The sequence below is a fragment of the Chryseobacterium indoltheticum genome, assembly GCF_003815915.1.
Classification (GTDB): Bacteria; Bacteroidota; Bacteroidia; order Flavobacteriales; family Weeksellaceae; genus Chryseobacterium; species Chryseobacterium indoltheticum.
The window spans coordinates 246,219-261,372 of sequence record NZ_CP033929.1 but is presented as its reverse complement, the minus strand read 5'-3'; the positions used below and the strand labels follow the sequence as shown (position 1 = coordinate 261,372).

The following is a 15,154-nucleotide window of genomic DNA, read 5'->3' as shown; positions in this document are numbered from 1 at the left end:
TTGTTTTAAAATATTTTAAAAATTTGGATGATCCGCCGTTGGTCCATAACTTCCGGGAAGTTCGATGTCATTCAGCCTGTAATAAACTCCCAATTGTGCTCTGTGATGCGTAATCTGATTTAAACTGTGGCGAATTGCTTCATATTTCGTCCACGAAGCCAGTTCATGACCATCATTTTTCAAAGCCCATCTTGGTTCTAAGTCGTTTTCAGATGCTTTAAGTAATGCTTCCTGACTTGCTTTGTGGTTTTCTTCTAAAACGGTTAAGAGCTCATCTTTTGTGGTAAGATGCTTCGGTTCTATTTCGCTTTTGGCAAAATCAAGTTCAGAAGAATTAAGCATAAAACCTGCCCAGCCAAAAACTTCCGAAATGTGGGTAGCGAGATGCATCATTTTCATACTTTTAGAATGCGGAGTGTAATCATTTTTGTCATCCGGATAAATTTCGAAAAAGCTTTTTGTAGTCTGGTACTCAGTTTCAAGCTCGTCTTTTAGTTGTTTTAAGGTATCCATATCATATTTGTTTAGGTGAACTTAAATTTAAAACTTTTAAAAGAGCTAAAAACTTTTTTGATGAAAATATTTAGGAAAAAGGTTCTAATGTGAGAGCAAGTCATCACAAAATTAGAGCCTGATTAATAGAGTATTGTCAAATTTGTGATAAAACAGATTAAAGTTTAAAAAGAAAAAATTATTTTAGCAAAAAATTCAAATGAATGAGAAAAAAATTATATTCAAACCTTAAAAATTTTTTACCGTATTACAATGAATACGGATTCAAAGAAGGATATAAACTATACAAAAAACTATCATCTTCAAACTTAGATAATATCTTTCTTTACGGAATAAAACATCCTATACATCTCAGAAAAAATGAACAATCTGATCTGGAAGTTTTTAAACAGATTTTTATAGAAAAACAATATCACCCGTATCATTACAAAAACCCTAAAATTATTATTGATGCAGGAGGTAATGTGGGGCTTTTTACAGTCTTAATGAAAAACAAATTTCCGGATGCTGAATTTATCACTATTGAGCCCGATTCTGATAATTTTAGGATGGCAAAAAAGAATCTTGAAAATTATCCTGACATACAGTTACTCAATAAAGGTGTTTGGAGTAGTGACGTTAAATTAAAAATTATCGATGAAAACGCCTCAAAGTGGGGAATTCAGGTCGTGGAAGACAATGAAAACGGGACTATAGAAGCAATTAGTATTAATACAATTCTCAAGGAAAACAATTTTGATAGAATTGATGTATTAAAAATGGATATAGAAGGCAGCGAAAAAGAAGTCTTTTCTAAAAACTATGAAGATTGGTTGCCTAAAGTAAAAATACTCGTTATCGAGCTGCACGACTCGATGCAGAAAGACACCACAAGAATATTTTTTGACACCTTAAATAAAACATGGCCACAATATCGTCTTTTTGTAAGCGGTGAAAATTTGGTGATAGAAAATCTTTCTATTTAATCTTCGCTTAGATAAATAATAATTTTATTTCAGAAAATCTGTAACAAAAAACAACTAATGCAAACTAATTAAGCAAACCTTTTTATACAATGAAAAATTTATTTTCAATACTATTTATTGCTGTTTTTGCTTTTGCCAATGCACAAGAATCAAAAGAAAGCTCAAATCGCTTCTTTTACGAACTTACTTTCAAGCCAAAGCAAGACTCTGCCAAGCTCGATAAAGTAATTACCGTGTTGGATATTACAGACAAAAACAGATCTGTTTATCAGGATTACACTGTAATTTCTCAAGATTCTATTACAAAAGTGGAAATAGAGGCTATGCAGAAGGCCGGCACTTACAAAGACCTTTCAAAATCTCTTAAAACACCAAAATTTTCGGCGAGAATTCACAAATTTTACCCAAGTATGAAAGTGGAATATGTGGATAAAGTTGCGAACGGAATGACGCCAGTAAACATAGCGTATACAGAAGATTTGAAATTTAACTGGAAAATATCAGACGAAAAACAAAAAATAGGCGAATACAATACCCAAAAAGCAACTACAGAATATGGTGGTAGAACGTGGACTGCATGGTTTTCTTCAGATCTTCCTTTTCAAGATGGGCCATATAAATTCAGTGGACTTCCCGGTTTGATTGTGAAAATTGAAGATGCCGGCAAAAATTATTCTTGGGTATTGCAGGGAAATAAAAAAATTAAAGATTACAACGAGTTTTCTTACATTGAAAGTTTGATGCAGGCAACTGGCGGAAAACCAAAAGAATTAACAAGAGAGAAGTTTGACAAAACTTTTAATGATTTTAAAAAAGATCCTTTTGCTTCTGTAAGACCTATGATGTCACAGGAAATAATGTCTAGGCCAATGCCTGGAACAGATGGTACAATTGGGGATATGATGAAAAAGCAGGAGAAAATGTATAAAGATTTTTACAATGCAAATGATAACCCTATCGAAAAAGCAAACTCTATAAGTGTTGGAAATCTAGAAAAAGTAGGAAAGGAAAAAGATAAAAAATAATTTTCAGATTAACTAAACTATATTTAAAATAAACCCAGATGCAGTAATGTGTTTGGGTTTATTGTATCAAATAATTGAAGATACTATAAATCTAACTGCCTTTAAATATGAAAAATAACGTTATTTAGATTAAATTTAAATAATTATATTTGCAGTCACAAAAATTAGGGTCTTGAAGGATATTCAATTACATACATTAAGCAGCTTTCCCAAAAATAAAATTGGGAAAATAGTAGACTATGATAATGATAATCTGAATATGCCGACGAAAATTATAGAAATGGGGCTTCTTCCTGAAACTCTGTTTAAAATCCTTTACCAGGCACCGTTCAACGGACCGCTTTATGTGGAGTTTGGCGATGAAAAAAGCCGTATTGCACTACGTAAAGAAGAAGGAGATTTTATCATTGTAGAAGATTTGATTAATGCAGGAAAATAACAAAAAACAGATACTTTTAGTAGGAAACCCGAATGTAGGAAAATCAACCGTTTTTAATGCCTTATCAAACAAAAAGCAGAAAACCGGAAATTATGCGGGCGTTACCGTATCAAGCCATTCAGGTAATTATTCTTACAAAAACGAAGAAGTGGAGATTGTAGATCTTCCCGGATCTTACAGTATTTATCCGAGCTCAGAAGATGAGGCAATTTTCTCTAAATTTCTTATTGATGGGCAAAAAAATTATTCCGGAGTGGTTTATATTCTGGAAGCATTAAGCATTAAAAGAGGGCTTTTGTTATTCCAGCAGATTCAGGATTTGGGAATTCCAATGATTTTGGTGTTAAATCAAATCGATCAGGCAGAAAGAAGAGGAATTCACATTGATATTGAAAAACTTTCTAAAGCATTAAATATCAAAGTTATTCAGACGAATGCAAAAGAACAGATAGGAATAGAAGCCATTAAAGAAGCTGTTTTTGCCAATGATTTTGTTACATCTGAAAAGGCAAGCTTTGAAATTCCTGCCGAACATAAAAACCTTCTTGATAAAAATGCAGAGAATGATTACCAGGCCTGGGTAAATGTTACGCTTGAAAAAAAATCAGATTCAGCATCAAAAAATATAGTTCCGAAAAGATTACAGGTTAAGGAAACGGTAAGACGTTATCAGAATGTTGATAAGATTTTGGCGGATGTTATTACTAAAAAAGCTCAGTTTAAAGAACTTTTAACAGAGAAATTAGATAAAGTTCTTGTTCATAAATTTTGGGGATATATTGTTTTCATGTTTATCCTTTTAATAATTTTTCAGTGTGTTTACTTTTTGGCGGAATATCCGATGAACTGGATCGACGAAGCTTTCGCTTGGCTTTCTCAGTTTGCAGGAGAACATCTTCCGGAGGGGCCAATCAATTCATTGGTTTCTCAGGGAATTGTTCCTGGTTTAGGCGGAATTATAATCTTTGCACCACAGATTGGGATTCTTTTGTATTTTCTCTATTTACTGGAAGATTCGGGATATATGGCAAGAGTTGTTTTCCTGATGGATAGGCTTTTAAGACCATTTGGTTTAAATGGAAAAAGTATTGTTCCTTTAGTTTCGGGAACAGCTTGTGCAATTCCGGCGGTAATTTCAACCAGAAATATCGAAAATTTAAAGGAAAGGTTGCTCACGATATTGGTTACACCTTTTATGACGTGTTCTGCAAGACTTCCGGTTTACAGCATTATTATTGGTTTGATTATCTCCGATAAAACTATTTTTGGAGTTCAATATAAAGCCTTGGTGCTTTTAGGCATGTATATTTTAGGTTTTTTTGTTGCTTTATTATCGGCAGCGATTCTTAAAAATTTCATTAAAGAAGATAATAAAACGTATCTTGTGATGGATTTGCCTACTTATAAAAAGCCACTTTTCGGGTACGATTTTAAATTGGTGTTAGGAAAAGTATGGGACTTCATTACCGGAGCTGGAAAGATTATCTTCATTGTAAGTATCATTATTTGGGTGTTAAGCTATTTTGGGCCAAAACAAAACCCGGATGAGGTTGTTGCAACGGATGTTCATTTAGATCATTCTTATCTGGCTAAAATGGGTAAAGCAATTGAGCCAGCCATTGCGCCGCTCGGTTACGATTGGAAAATGGGTGTGGGGATTCTCACGAGTTTCGTTGCCAGAGAAGTTTTTGTGGGAACAATGTCTACTTTATACAGTTTGGATGACGATGCTCCGGAAGGGAAAGTAATCGATAAAATGAGACACGATGTAAAACCGAATGGCGAAAAAGTATTCAACTTTGCGACAGGAGTTTCGGTGTTGTTGTTTTATGCATTTGCAATGCAGTGTGTTTCTACACTTGCAGTAGTCTATAGAGAAACCAAAAGTTGGAAATGGACTGGCTTTCAGGTAGTAATGATGACAGGTTTGGCATATTTTGTGTCGTTGATAGCTTACCAAATATTAAAGTAAAATGGATTCTTCGTTAATTTTTCAATATATCATTATCGCACTTTTAGTGCTTTTTGCCTGCTATTCTTTATATAGATTTATAAGGAAAAATTTTTCACCAAAGAAATTCAGTTCCAAAAGATCCGGGTGCGACAAAGATTGCGGATGTTCTTAGAAAAGAATTTTTACAAATTAAAATCGCCTATCTTTTTTATTTGCCCAAAAAGATAAAATCTCAACAGTTGTTTCTTTTATCCTGTAATAAATAGAAAAGTTTTCTAAAATCAGGACTCTTCTTATCTGTTCTTTTGTTCCAAAAATTAATGCGCCAATAAAAGGATTAGCAGAGATTAATTTCTCTTTTCTTTCTACTTCTGCAATTATTTTTAAAGAATAATTATTAGACTTATTATGATTAATCCAATATTCTATTGTTTCAAAATATAATGTCTCTGCTTCTGGAGTCCATTTTATTTTGAACATAATGCTCGAGCTTTTTGATGAACATCAGAGCTGTCGGCTAATTTTTTGTCATTGGCTTCATCAATACCGATATGAATAGACTTTAATTCGTCGGGAGAAACAGTTACAATTTCTTCAGAAACTTTTTCGAAAGAAAACTTCATTCTTTTTAAAAGATTTTCTAAAAAGCTAGTTTCTTCGGGTGTTGTAGGATGTACTATTATCGTATTCATAATCTGCTTTTTACAAAGGTATAAATTATTTCTAATTTGAATTTTCATAAAAAAATAAATTCTTTCGATTGTTATAAATTATTTGTAGTAATTTCATTTCCTAAAATTAAATTCAATTTGAATTCAAAAGCAGTCGCTGTTTTTTTTCTTTGTCTGTCAGGTTTTTATTCAAAAGCACAAACAGACAGTACAGATATAAAATCTTACGCAGATCAGGTAATGATTCGTGTAAACCTTGATACGAACATAGAAAATTACACTTTTTCTGAAGGCAGCGAAGAAAATTTAAACGAAACCATACTTTCCATCAATAATAAGACAAAGGCTTCTTTATCTGTTGATTACAAGATCATAAGTGCCACGGTGTCTTACGCGCCTCGATTTTTTTCTGGAAATAATGATAATGAAAGAAAAGGAAACAGTTCTTATACTGATTTTAGATTCAGATTTTTTCCTGAAAGATTTATACAGACCTTATATTATAAAAACGTAAAAGGATTTTATATTGAAAATATGCAGGATCTTCTTCCGGGATGGCAGAAAGATAGAGATCCTTATATTAAATTTCCGGATCTAAGAGTTCAGACTTTTGGAGGCTCCACCTCTTATATTTTAAAAAAGGATTTCTCATTAAAAAGCCTTTATACCCAAGGTGAATGGCAAAAAAACAGCAAAGGAAGCTGGGTTCCTTTTTTAGATTATGATTTTACAATTTTCAGCAATACGATTGACGGTTTGAAAAGTAAAGAATATCAATACAATTTCGGAGCAAACATCGGATATTTTTACAATTGGGTAATTGCCGAAAAAATTAATATTGCGCCATTTTTAACCTTAGGTTTTGGTGGAAAATTTACAAGTTTCCAAGATACTTTAGAAAATGGGTCGAGAGGGCCAAAACAAAATGAGCAATATATAACAGCAAAAGGATCGGGAGGTTTGCATATAGGATACAATTCTGATCGCTTTTTGTTTGGTGGAAAACTGAACTTTAATGCTACAGCTTATGACGAAAAAGAAAATTCTACTGTCGAAAATAACAACACTTACGGGCTTCTCTACATAGGTTATCGTTTTCCGCCTCCAAAGGTTGTAGAAAGAAATTATAATAAAATGCAGAAAAAAATTCCGGTTTTATAAGTTCGTTGTCTTTTGAGTATCTTTGCAACGGAAAAATTTAAAATAAAGATAATCTGTTTTTTCTGAAGATTCAAAAAATAAAATGCAGTTTGCATTGAAGTTCAAAATCAGGAAAATTAAAATATTAAAAAATGTCATTAATAAAAAGTATTTCAGGAATCCGCGGAACGATTGGTGGGAAAGTTGGTGATAATTTAACGCCGCTTGATGTTGTAAAATTTGCTTCTGCATTTGGAACCTGGCTTCAGGCTCAAAAAAATAAAAAAGATTTAACCTTAATTATCGGTCGTGATGCAAGAATTTCCGGATCAATGGTCAATTCTTTAGTTACAGCAACGTTACAGGGATTAGGTATTAATGTAGTTGATTTGGGACTTTCTACAACTCCGACTGTTGAGATCATGGTTCCTGAATTAAACGCAGACGGCGGAATTATTTTGACCGCTTCTCACAATCCAAAACAATGGAATGCCCTTAAATTATTAAATGAAAAAGGGGAATTCATCAGCGGAGAAAATGGTGCTGAAGTTTTAGCTTTGGCAGAAAATGAAGATTTCGATTACGCTGAAGTGGACGATTTAGGGAAATATGAAACAAGAGATGATGCTTTTGATATTCATATCCAGCAGATTCTCGATTTGCCGATGGTAGATGCAGAAGCAATTAAAGCTAAAAAATATAAAATCGTTTTAGATGCCGTAAATTCTACAGGCGGAATTGCAATTCCTATGCTTTTAGACAAATTGGGCTGTGAAACAATTAAACTATACTGCGAACCAAATGGACAGTTTCCACACAATCCGGAGCCTTTAAAAGAACATTTGGGAGACATTTGTGAACTGGTCATAAAAGAAAATGCAGATTTTGGCGTTGTTGTAGATCCGGATGTTGACAGACTGGCTTTAGTTGACGAAAAAGGAGAAATGTTTGGTGAAGAATATACTTTGGTTGCTGTTGCAGATTATTTATTGAAAAATAAAAATGGCGTGGCGATTTCAAACCTTTCTTCAAGCCGTGCTTTGAGAGATGTTGCCCAAACTCACAATTCAGAATACTTTGCAAGTGCAGTAGGAGAAGTGAATGTGGTGAATTTAATGAAAGAAAAAAATGCCGTAATTGGTGGTGAAGGAAACGGTGGGATTATCTATCCTGATCTTCATTACGGAAGAGATTCTTTGGTAGGTGTTGCTTTGTTTTTAACGCATTTGGCAAAAGAAAACAAGACAGTTTCTGAACTTAGAGCTGGCTATCCAAGCTATTTTATGGGTAAAAAGAAAATAGAGCTTACTCCGGAAATTAATGTGGATGATCTTTTAACTAAAATGGAAAAAGAGTATCAAAATGAAGAGGTTTCTACGGTAGACGGCGTAAAAATAGATTTTGAAAACAATTGGGTTCACCTTCGAAAATCGAATACAGAACCGATTATCAGAATATACACAGAGGCAAAATCTCAGGAAGAAGCTGATGATTTGGGAGATAAAATAATTGAAAAGATCAAAAGTTTGATTTAGTTTAGAATTTTTGTACATTTAGTTTAGAAAAATAGTGCAATGACAATTACCATTAATCCAAAAAATAAAAAAGAACTCGCCAAAATTAAAGCAATTTTGAAAGCGGCTGAAATTGATTTTGTAGAAGAAATTAATGATGAGGATGATTGGTGGAATAAAATTTCTGATGCAGAAAAAGAATTAATTGAATTAGGAATAAAAGATTTTGAAGAAGGAAATGTTGTTTCTCATGAAGATTTTTTAAAATCATACGGAAGATGACAAAAATAACCTGGTCAGTTCGTGCAAAAAAAGAAATTGACAAGGTTTATCAATATTGGACAAATCACAATGAATCAAATATTTATTCAGAAAAAATTCTTGATGAAACTTTGCGGATGATTAACCTGATTAGGAATCAAAATAAAATAGGACTCAAAAGTAGTACGAAAGAATTACGAAGAGTGTTGATTTTGGAAAATTTCTCGTTAAGTTATCGAACTTCAACAAAGGAAATTAGAATATTATCTTTTTTTGATAACAGGCAAGATCCGAAGAAAAATAAATTTAATTAAAAAAAGTTTTTTCGAAGTTTATAAAATAATTTTGGACTTTGAAAACAACGCTGAGATACTATATTGGAAGAATATTTTGGAAATGAACTAGTAAAAAAGTTCGAAGAAATGATGGAAAACAATGATGAATTCTACTTCGATACAGAAGAATTAGAAGACATTATTGTTTATTACTTGGAGCTTGGAGATTTTAATTATGCCGATATTGCAGTTAATTTTGGTCTGAAACTCCATCCCAACTCATTAGAAATCAAAATTAAAAAATTGGAGGTTCTTTTAGAGTGGGAAGATTATAATCTGGCGAAAGAATTAATCGAAGAGTTAAAAGGTTCTTCTATGGAGAATACAGACTTTTTGGTTTGCTACGCTAAGTATTATTCGAATTTAGGTAATCCTAAAAGATCCATCGAAATCTGCAAAAAAGCCCTGGAATTGAATGAAGAAGAAAACTTCCTCAATAACTTTATTGCAGACGAATATGTCAATTTGGGAGATCCTTTTAACGCACTTAAACATTATCAGCAAGCACTCAAAGAAGATCCTATGGATGAATATTCTTTAGAAAATGCGATGATCTGCTTTAATGATTTGAATAAGAGTGAGGAAGCGATTGCTTTTTTGAACGATTATCTTGACGATTTTCCGTATTCAGAAATTGCATGGAGCGAGTATGGACAGTATTATTTCAATAGAAAAAATTACGAAGAAGCCATCAAAGGTTTCGATTATATGCTGGCAATCAATTCCAGCGCAGTTGGGGTTTATGCGAGCAAAGCAGCTTGTTATGAAGCTTTAAATCAATATCAGAAGGCAATTGAAGTATATGAAGAAATGTTGGAGTTGGAATACACCAAAGCATTTACTTTTTATAAAATAGGATTGTGTCATAAAGCTTTAAAACAGCCGATTATTGCTTTAAATTCTTTCCAGAAATCATTAAGAGAAGATCCTCAGTTTTATCTTGCGATGATGGAGCAGTCTTATCTTTACGAAGAAATGGGCGGAATGGCGGAAGCTTTGCATTTTGCAAAAGAAGCAACATTATTAAATGACAGCAACCTTGATTATCAAAAAAGACTGGCATTTTTATTTATCGATTCCGGTAAGTTTGAAGAAAGCCTTACTTGTCTTAAAAAGCTTGTAGATGCAGAGCCATCAAGGTTTTACAATTGGTATGCATATTCTGAAGTTTTGATGTTGGTTGGTGAATATGAAGAAGCTGTTACCGTTTTAAATTTAGCTTTAAAACATCATTACAGAGCAGAATTGTTTTATCAGCTGAGCAACTGTTATTTTAATTTGAAAGACCATGAAAATGGAGGTGAATCTCTTGAAAAGGCTTTAGAACTCGATCCTTCATTGATTACAGATATGCAGAAAAAATATCCGTACATCAAAGATGAGGTGAAAAAGGCTAAGGCAAAGGTTAAAAAGAAGAATTTATAAGCTTGATGTTGGATGATGGAAGTTAGATGTTTTCGATCTTCCGTAAATTAATTTTCAGCATTAATTAAATAAGAAATCCCGCATCAATGCGGGATTTATTTTTGAACAATAGTTTTAGCCCTTAAAAAGATCAATCCAGCAATAATGACAATTGTTCCTGCAAATTGCACAGCAGTTAGTTTTTCACCATCCAAAACACCCCAAATAATAGCAACGATCGGCATCAGTAAAGTAACGGTTGATGCAAAGAGCGGAGTAGAAACTTTCAACAAACGATAATTCATCATCATTGCCAATCCGGTTCCGAAAACAGAAAGCAAGCTTACAAAACCTAATCCGATCATATTTTCTTTGGTGAATGTAAACTGAGAAACAAAACCTGTAGAAAGCAAAGCGATCAATGAAGGCAAAAACAAAACGAAAGAAAATACAAATGCCGATAAAACGGTAGATGATACATCCATTAATTTTGATTTTACAGTCGTTGTACTCATTGCGTAACACAATGTTGCCAGCAGAAGTAAAAAAATGGGAAATATTTTAAACTGAGTGCTGTCATCACCACCAAATGCAAGCAGGCAAACTCCGGTAAAGCTTATGAAAACTCCGGTCATCTGTCTTTTTGTGGTTTCAAATTTCCAGATTAAAGCTCCAACAATAATCACGAAAATAGGCATCATAGAATTGATGATTCCTGCAATGCTGCTGCTTATCTGGGTTTCGGCAATAGGAAATAAGAACATTGGGATGAAATTGCCTGTAAAAGCGGCTAAAATAAGCCATTTCAAATGTTTTTTCGGGAAAAGTCTGTATTTTGAAATAGCAACAGGCATTAAGATAATTCCGGCAATCAAAACTCTTAAAGCTCCGACCTGATAAGGGCTGAAATGGTCTAAGGATTTTTTAATTAAAATAAATGAAGAGCCCCAAATGACACTTAGTATAATCAGAAGAAGCCATTTTTCTTTATCTGCGTTCATTGTTTTTGTGTAAAATTTTCAAAAAATCTTTTTTAGGAATCATTCTCGCCCCCAAACTTTCCAAGTGATCGGTGTGAGATTGGCAGTCAATGATTGTGAAGTCGCTTTTGTGAGTTTCTATAAAATGAATAAATCCTGCTTTAGAAGCATTGCTCACCATTGCAAACATACTTTCGCCACAAAAAACTTTTCCGACTTGTATTCCGTAGAGCCCGCCAACGAGCTCATTATTTTGCCAGACTTCTACGCTTCGGGCCAATCCATAACCATGAAGTGTAATAAAAGTTTCTATCAGTTCATCAGAAAGCCAGGTTCCTTCCTGACCTTTGCGATTGATTTCCCGACAGTTTTTTATCACTTCTCTGAAGTTTTGATTTTCGGTAATGGTAAAAACTTTTTTATCTAAAATTTTTCTCATCGACTTCGAAACCTTCAATTCATGAGGAAAAAGTACAAATCTGGGATCCGGGCACCACCAAAGAATTTCTTCTCCAGGATTAAACCACGGAAAAATACCATTCTGATAAGCAAACCAGATTCTTTCCACAGACAGATCGCCGCCAAAAGCAATGATACCTTCGTGACCGTCATATTGTGCAGGATCGGGAAATGATATTTCGTTTTTGTCTAATCGAACCATTACTGGAAAAAAAATCCCACTTTTTCAAAAAGCAGGATTAGTATTTGATTTTTATTTCGGATTAAAAAGGTAAATCATCGTCATCGTCCCCGGCAAAAGGATTTTCATTTGAAACCGGAGAAGCAGATTGAGATGGTGCAGCTTGTGTAGGTTCTGAAGCATTATCCAAAACTTTTTCTACTCTCCATCCTGTAATAGAGTTGAAATATTTTGTTTCTCCTTGTGGCGAAACCCATTCTCTACCTCTGATGTTGATTCCTACTTTTACATTTTCTCCTTCTTTCAGTGTGTCCAACAAATTTATTTTATCCTGTAAAAATTCGATGTTGATGGGCTGCGGATACTGCTCTTGTGTAAGAATAACCATTTCTCTTTTTTGAAAACCACTTGCAAATGTTTGAACTTCAGTGATTTTCTTTACCGTTCCTTGTAATTCCATATCGTAAATATTAACGGTGTAAAAGTAATAAAATGAAATTTAAAAAGAATGGTTTCAAATAAATTTTACAAAAAATTAATTTTTTTTTCGAAAAGGTTTGGAAGTAAAGAAAATTGCCCTATATTTGCACTCACAAAAACGAAACAAGTTCTTTAAAATAACTCAATAATAATGCGGATGTGGTGTAATTGGTAGCCACGCCAGACTTAGGATCTGGTGCCGTGAGGCGTGGGGGTTCGAGTCCCTTCATCCGCACTACAAATTGCGAAAATAGCTCAGCTGGTAGAGCACAACCTTGCCAAGGTTGGGGTCGCGGGTTCGAGTCCCGTTTTTCGCTCTCATCACGCCCTGGTGGTGGAATTGGTAGACACGCAGGACTTAAAATCCTGTATCCGCAAGGATGTACGGGTTCAAGTCCCGTCTGGGGTACATAAAACCCTCTGTAATTTATTTTACGGAGGGTTTTTTTATATCCAATACTTTCTCATACCTAATTTTCTTCAACAATATAAATGCATAAATTAAACCTGAAAACTTAGTAGTATGGGGTAAGTGTGTGCTACTTTTTGATCGGTGTGCTAATTGTGTGTGGTTGATTTTATCATAACAAATTTTTATTATGTTTCTTTAGACCGTTTGCTTATTTATAAAAATAAATGAAAAAACATGACTTTTATATAAATTGATGTTGTGGGTATAAACTTTCTTCTTCACTCAAACTGTATAAGATTTAACTTAAAGAAAATACAAATAAGAATGAAGATACTGAGAATGCTTACCTTTTTATTTGCGGTAATTTGTTTTGGACAAAATACTGTAAATAAAGATATATATAAATCAACAATTGATATCTATCCACAATCTTTTAAAACTTCTGATCAGCTCATTAATGAGGGTGAGAAAACACTCCGTTTATCTAAAACCGATGATGAAACTTCCAAAAGCTATTTGTACATTTCTGTTGGGCATTATCTAAAAGGAAATTTTAGCAAAAGTATTTTTTACGCAAAAAAAGCCGATCTCTTATTCTTAAAAAATCATAAAGAAAAAGAGCATTTCATTACGAATTACTACCTATCACTTGCTTATCATAAGTGCGGAGTTATGCATGAAGCAACTCAATATCTGAATGAGGCAGAAAAAACGGCTATACGACATAATGACCCCTTTCTGAATGCCATGACTCAAAAACTAAAGGCTATTTTGTTAGAGAACGAAAAAAAATATACTGAGGCAATTCCGTATCGCACATTTTGCAACAGCTATTTCCAAACAGGCTTAGATAAAAATTTTCCACAAAATGTAATGTCGGAGTTTGCTTTTTCGAAGTGTTACTTAGCTTTTGATTACCTGATGATTGGTGATATTGAAAAAGCGAAAAACGAAATTTCTATTTTTGAATCTAAAATAGCTAGTTCTCAATTTTTCAACGAATTAAATTGGAGAGCAGAGATCTACTATGTTTGCAAAGCTATTATTGCAGCCAAAGAAAACGATGAAAAAAGTGCAGTGCTCCATTTTGATAAAGCAATTGATATCACCAGAAAAAGTAAAATGAATGAGAGATTAACCGTTTTACTAGAACAGCGTTTGAAGCTCAATATCGATGCCTCGGAAGAAAGAGAGATGCTTTTTGCTGAATTTTTAAAACGTAAAGATCATTTTAGAAAAGAAAGTACTAAAGTAATTAATCAGGAGATTAGCAGGCAGGATCTTAATCTGATACATCAAAGAGAATATAAATATATCTTTATTCTGGTTGCTGTCTTTTTGTCTTTAGGAGTTTTAATATTTAAAAGAAGAAAAAGAAAAAAACAAAAAGCATACTTTGAAGAGATTATAGAAGAGCTTGAAAATAATAAAGAAACGTCCAATTCTGTTATAGATGAAGAAGAAAAAAATGAAGAAACCCTTTCGCAATGTGCAGATTCAAAACCTCATATAATATCAGAAGCAACAAAGACGGATTTATTAAAAAAGCTGGAGAAGTTTGAAAAAGGAAAAGCTTTTACTGCTAAAAACTTTACATTAAGTAATTTCGTTAGTATTTTAGATACCAATACGAAATACATCAACAGTATACTAAAAGAACATCATGGTAAAACGTTTAATGAATATATTAATGACTTACGGATCAAATATATTCTGGAATACCTTCACGAAAACCCGGAAAGCCTAAAATACAAGCTTAGTCATCTTTCAGATTTAGGAGGATTTTCTTCGCACAGCTATTTTACGAAAGTATTTACTCAAAAAAATAAAATTTCCCCTTCAAAATTTATAGCCTCTTTAAAAGAGAAAAATAAAAAAGAAAAAAAAGATTACAACGAATAATTTACTGCTACAAAGACGAAAAAACTGATAATTCTATCTTTTTTGGCTGATTTAAAAGAAGTATTTATTAAAAGAGAAAATTTTCAAATGGTAATTGTAATGTTTTGTTTATCAATCGATAATAGATTTGATGGTATTGTAAAATTCTGGAATTGTACTAATCATTTTGTAGGTTGTACATTCGAATTGAATTAGATTTGCAACCGCAATACAAGTGAGGAAAATAATTATATAATTCCCTAATATTATTTTCTCAGCATTGCGTACGATTCTAAAAAAGATTGTTTTATTTACGGAAATTGAATACAATCTATGATGAAAAAAAGTTTATTTATTAACACAAAAAAAGCACAATTATGAATTTAAAATTAGTTCCCAAGGCATAATTTTTTAATCTAATTGTGCTTTACTTGACGGGTAAATATTAATCCGTTCAAAAAAAGCTGTATCTAAATTTCAGAATTTTACATTCTTAATAATTAAGAACATAGATAAAACAACAATGAAAGTTTAAAACGG

Annotated in this window: 16 protein-coding genes and 3 tRNA genes; 13 read left to right on the top strand and 6 right to left on the bottom strand. The window is 32.9% G+C overall.

What is annotated here, in order from left to right; genetic code table 11:
- Positions 1-15: 15 nt before the first annotated feature.
- Positions 16-513 (bottom strand): DinB family protein, encoded by a 498-nt coding sequence (locus EG358_RS01265; RefSeq protein ID WP_076561418.1) that lies wholly within the window; start codon positions 511-513, stop codon positions 16-18.
- Between the two features lie 203 nt (positions 514-716).
- Between EG358_RS01265 and EG358_RS01260 the strand changes: the two genes are divergently transcribed.
- The 4 genes from EG358_RS01260 (at position 717) to feoB (ending at position 4,914) form a co-directional block, all read left to right on the top strand.
- Positions 717-1,478, top strand: coding sequence for an FkbM family methyltransferase (locus EG358_RS01260; RefSeq protein ID WP_076561419.1), 762 nt, complete (start codon positions 717-719; stop codon positions 1,476-1,478).
- Positions 1,479-1,567: 89 nt separating this feature from the next.
- A complete protein-coding gene (locus tag EG358_RS01255; RefSeq protein WP_076561420.1) occupies positions 1,568-2,503 on the top strand; it encodes a GLPGLI family protein in 936 nt (311 codons plus the stop codon).
- 172 nt (positions 2,504-2,675) lie between these two features.
- The gene (locus EG358_RS01250) at positions 2,676-2,942 is read left to right on the top strand and encodes a FeoA family protein (RefSeq protein WP_115596391.1); all 267 of its coding nucleotides are present in this window, start codon (positions 2,676-2,678) and stop codon (positions 2,940-2,942) included.
- Positions 2,929-4,914 (top strand): ferrous iron transport protein B, encoded by a 1,986-nt coding sequence (gene feoB, locus EG358_RS01245; protein WP_076561421.1) that lies wholly within the window; start codon positions 2,929-2,931, stop codon positions 4,912-4,914. Before EG358_RS01250 ends, feoB begins: the two co-directional genes overlap by 14 nt.
- Before the next feature lie 171 nt (positions 4,915-5,085).
- Here feoB and EG358_RS01240 read toward each other — a convergent pair whose 3' ends face one another.
- Positions 5,086-5,376, bottom strand: a complete 291-nt coding sequence (locus EG358_RS01240) for a type II toxin-antitoxin system RelE/ParE family toxin (RefSeq protein ID WP_076561422.1) — start codon at positions 5,374-5,376, stop codon at positions 5,086-5,088.
- Positions 5,364-5,588: a hypothetical protein gene (locus EG358_RS01235; RefSeq protein ID WP_123889986.1), complete on the bottom strand. Its 225-nt coding sequence runs from the start codon at positions 5,586-5,588 to the stop codon at positions 5,364-5,366. The genes EG358_RS01240 and EG358_RS01235 overlap by 13 nt, the downstream gene beginning before the upstream one ends.
- Before the next feature lie 117 nt (positions 5,589-5,705).
- On the opposite strand from EG358_RS01235, the gene EG358_RS01230 reads away from it, so the two are divergent.
- The 5 genes from EG358_RS01230 to EG358_RS01210 all read left to right on the top strand — a co-directional run bounded on the left by EG358_RS01230 (position 5,706) and on the right by EG358_RS01210 (position 10,242).
- Positions 5,706-6,728: a DUF4421 family protein gene (locus EG358_RS01230; RefSeq protein ID WP_123889984.1), complete on the top strand. Its 1,023-nt coding sequence runs from the start codon at positions 5,706-5,708 to the stop codon at positions 6,726-6,728.
- 131 nt (positions 6,729-6,859) lie between these two features.
- Positions 6,860-8,242, top strand: coding sequence for a phosphoglucosamine mutase (gene glmM, locus EG358_RS01225; protein ID WP_076561425.1), 1,383 nt, complete (start codon positions 6,860-6,862; stop codon positions 8,240-8,242).
- A 39-nt stretch (positions 8,243-8,281) separates the two neighbouring features.
- Positions 8,282-8,503 carry a hypothetical protein gene (locus EG358_RS01220; protein ID WP_076561426.1) on the top strand — a complete coding sequence of 74 codons (222 nt, stop codon included), beginning with the start codon at positions 8,282-8,284 and terminating at the stop codon, positions 8,501-8,503.
- Positions 8,500-8,796 (top strand): type II toxin-antitoxin system RelE/ParE family toxin, encoded by a 297-nt coding sequence (locus EG358_RS01215; protein WP_076561427.1) that lies wholly within the window; start codon positions 8,500-8,502, stop codon positions 8,794-8,796. Before EG358_RS01220 ends, EG358_RS01215 begins: the two co-directional genes overlap by 4 nt.
- 63 nt (positions 8,797-8,859) lie before the next feature.
- Positions 8,860-10,242 carry a tetratricopeptide repeat protein gene (locus EG358_RS01210; protein ID WP_076561428.1) on the top strand — a complete coding sequence of 461 codons (1,383 nt, stop codon included), beginning with the start codon at positions 8,860-8,862 and terminating at the stop codon, positions 10,240-10,242.
- A gap of 95 nt (positions 10,243-10,337) precedes the next feature.
- Here the strand turns inward: EG358_RS01210 and EG358_RS01205 are convergent, their stop codons facing one another.
- The 3 genes from EG358_RS01205 to EG358_RS01195 form a co-directional block, all read right to left on the bottom strand.
- Positions 10,338-11,222 (bottom strand): DMT family transporter, encoded by an 885-nt coding sequence (locus tag EG358_RS01205; protein ID WP_076561429.1) that lies wholly within the window; start codon positions 11,220-11,222, stop codon positions 10,338-10,340.
- Entirely contained in the window at positions 11,209-11,862 is a 654-nt protein-coding gene (gene aat, locus EG358_RS01200; protein ID WP_076561430.1) for a leucyl/phenylalanyl-tRNA--protein transferase, read from the bottom strand. The genes EG358_RS01205 and aat overlap by 14 nt, the downstream gene beginning before the upstream one ends.
- Before the next feature lie 61 nt (positions 11,863-11,923).
- Positions 11,924-12,301, bottom strand: coding sequence for a DUF3127 domain-containing protein (locus tag EG358_RS01195; RefSeq protein ID WP_076561431.1), 378 nt, complete (start codon positions 12,299-12,301; stop codon positions 11,924-11,926).
- 173 nt (positions 12,302-12,474) lie between these two features.
- Between EG358_RS01195 and EG358_RS01190 the strand changes: the two genes are divergently transcribed.
- The 4 genes from EG358_RS01190 to EG358_RS01175 all read left to right on the top strand — a co-directional run bounded on the left by EG358_RS01190 (position 12,475) and on the right by EG358_RS01175 (position 14,635).
- Positions 12,475-12,556, top strand: a tRNA-Leu gene (locus EG358_RS01190).
- A gap of 9 nt (positions 12,557-12,565) precedes the next feature.
- Positions 12,566-12,638, top strand: a tRNA-Gly gene (locus EG358_RS01185).
- Positions 12,639-12,646: 8 nt separating this feature from the next.
- Positions 12,647-12,730 (top strand) — tRNA-Leu (locus tag EG358_RS01180).
- A gap of 327 nt (positions 12,731-13,057) precedes the next feature.
- A complete protein-coding gene (locus EG358_RS01175; protein ID WP_076561432.1) occupies positions 13,058-14,635 on the top strand; it encodes a helix-turn-helix domain-containing protein in 1,578 nt (525 codons plus the stop codon).
- The last annotated feature ends 519 nt before the right edge of the window (positions 14,636-15,154 follow it).

Bases quoted from the DNA above. Each gene is read 5' to 3' on its own strand.
- EG358_RS01265 (WP_076561418.1), bottom strand. From the start codon at position 513: ATGGATACCTTAAAACAACTAAAAGACGAGCTTGAAACTGAGTACCAG.
- EG358_RS01260 (WP_076561419.1), top strand. From the start codon at position 717: ATGAGAAAAAAATTATATTCAAACCTTAAAAATTTTTTACCGTATTAC.
- EG358_RS01255 (WP_076561420.1), top strand. From the start codon at position 1,568: ATGAAAAATTTATTTTCAATACTATTTATTGCTGTTTTTGCTTTTGCC.
- feoB (WP_076561421.1), top strand. From the start codon at position 2,929: ATGCAGGAAAATAACAAAAAACAGATACTTTTAGTAGGAAACCCGAAT.
- EG358_RS01240 (WP_076561422.1), bottom strand. From the start codon at position 5,376: ATGTTCAAAATAAAATGGACTCCAGAAGCAGAGACATTATATTTTGAA.
- EG358_RS01235 (WP_123889986.1), bottom strand. From the start codon at position 5,588: ATGAATACGATAATAGTACATCCTACAACACCCGAAGAAACTAGCTTT.
- glmM (WP_076561425.1), top strand. From the start codon at position 6,860: ATGTCATTAATAAAAAGTATTTCAGGAATCCGCGGAACGATTGGTGGG.
- EG358_RS01220 (WP_076561426.1), top strand. From the start codon at position 8,282: ATGACAATTACCATTAATCCAAAAAATAAAAAAGAACTCGCCAAAATT.
- EG358_RS01215 (WP_076561427.1), top strand. From the start codon at position 8,500: ATGACAAAAATAACCTGGTCAGTTCGTGCAAAAAAAGAAATTGACAAG.
- EG358_RS01205 (WP_076561429.1), bottom strand. From the start codon at position 11,222: ATGAACGCAGATAAAGAAAAATGGCTTCTTCTGATTATACTAAGTGTC.
- aat (WP_076561430.1), bottom strand. From the start codon at position 11,862: ATGGTTCGATTAGACAAAAACGAAATATCATTTCCCGATCCTGCACAA.
- EG358_RS01195 (WP_076561431.1), bottom strand. From the start codon at position 12,301: ATGGAATTACAAGGAACGGTAAAGAAAATCACTGAAGTTCAAACATTT.
- EG358_RS01175 (WP_076561432.1), top strand. From the start codon at position 13,058: ATGAAGATACTGAGAATGCTTACCTTTTTATTTGCGGTAATTTGTTTT.